We start from the raw sequence: 1,220 nt of genomic DNA, 5'->3' as shown, positions 1-1,220 counted from the left end.
TAAAATGGTGGTGTGGTAACTTTCATTTTACAGGAAAAGACGTTTTTTTTGTGTACATTTTTAACATTCAACAAAAACGGGGCGTCCAGCAGTTTTCACTGACTTTATGGACAGCCCCGTTTTGGCGAGTGAGTTCAAACGCAACGATTTTTCATCGTTCCTTACCCTTGAAATGCTTTTTGCAATTCCGCAAGGTCAAACTTTTTCATCTTCAAGAATGCCTGCGTGACGCGCTCGCGTTGTTCCGGCGTGCCCTTGGTCATCATTTCGTCCAGTGCGTTGGGAGAGATTTGCCACGAGACGCCATACTTGTCTTTAAGCCAGCCGCACTGTTCGGCCTCGGGGACGGCGGAAAGTTTCTCCCAGTAGTAGTCAATTTCCTCCTGCGTCTCACAACAGACCATGAGGGAAATCGCCTCGTTGAAGTTGAAATGGTGTTCCAAAGCGCTATCCATGGCCGCAAACCAGGTGTTCTCCAGCATAAAATCGGAGAACATCACCGTTCCTTCCCGATCCGGCTCATGTCCGGGGCCATACCGAAAGAGGCTGCCCGGCTGAGTATGGCGGAACACCGAAAGATAGAACTCGCGCGCTTCTTCCGCCTTGCCGCAGTTTTCGCCTACGAACAACAAGGAGGGGACAATCGTCGGATTCCCGGCCGCGTTCGTCAACATGAGCTGCCATGTGACGCCGTACTTGTCCTGGATCCAGCCATACCGTTCGCTGAACGGGTACGTATCAAGCGGCATAAGCACGTTGCCGCCTTCGGACAACTTGCTCCACATCTTGTCGATCATGGCTCTCGCGTTCTTCTCTCGGGAAGGGTCGATATTCACGAAAAACGAAATGGAAGGATTGATCTTAAAGTAAGGCCCCGCAGAGATGGCCATAAAGGAATGTCCCCAGACGGTGAACGTAACGAGATCGGAATCGCCGGAGGGCGTATTGCGCAATGTCGTCGCGCTCGTGATTTTAGAATCCGGGAAAACGGAGCAATAGAACTCCGCAGCTTCCTTCGCCTCTTTGTCGAACCACAGGTGCGGGATGATGGAACCGGTAAACGAACCGCTCTTGGTATGACTCATAACATGATCCTCCTCATATAGTATTTCTTGAAGGCAGTTTTGAGTTTACTTCCAGTCCCCTAGGGGACTGGCGGCCGCCTTCAAAATTTCCAGTTGATCTTTGAAAAATAAATTTGGGACTGGACTTTCCGGAAT

1 protein-coding gene is annotated in these 1,220 nt (G+C 50.5%); it reads right to left on the bottom strand.

The genetic code is table 11. From position 1 onward, the window contains the following. Window positions 1–161: 161 nt before the first annotated feature. The gene (locus KQI79_RS27295) at window positions 162–1,085 is read right to left on the bottom strand and encodes a VOC family protein (RefSeq protein ID WP_216541468.1); all 924 of its coding nucleotides are present in this window, start codon (window positions 1,083–1,085) and stop codon (window positions 162–164) included. Window positions 1,086–1,220 lie beyond the last annotated feature (135 nt).

It is taken from the genome of Paenibacillus sp. MSJ-34 (assembly GCF_018918005.1).
In the GTDB taxonomy this organism is placed as follows: domain Bacteria; phylum Bacillota; class Bacilli; order Paenibacillales; family Paenibacillaceae; genus MSJ-34.
This window is presented reverse-complemented; position numbering and strand designations above follow the sequence as displayed.

Coding starts and splice junctions, on each gene's coding strand:
- KQI79_RS27295 (WP_216541468.1), bottom strand. CDS start 1,085: ATGAGTCATACCAAGAGCGGTTCGTTTACCGGTTCCATCATCCCGCAC.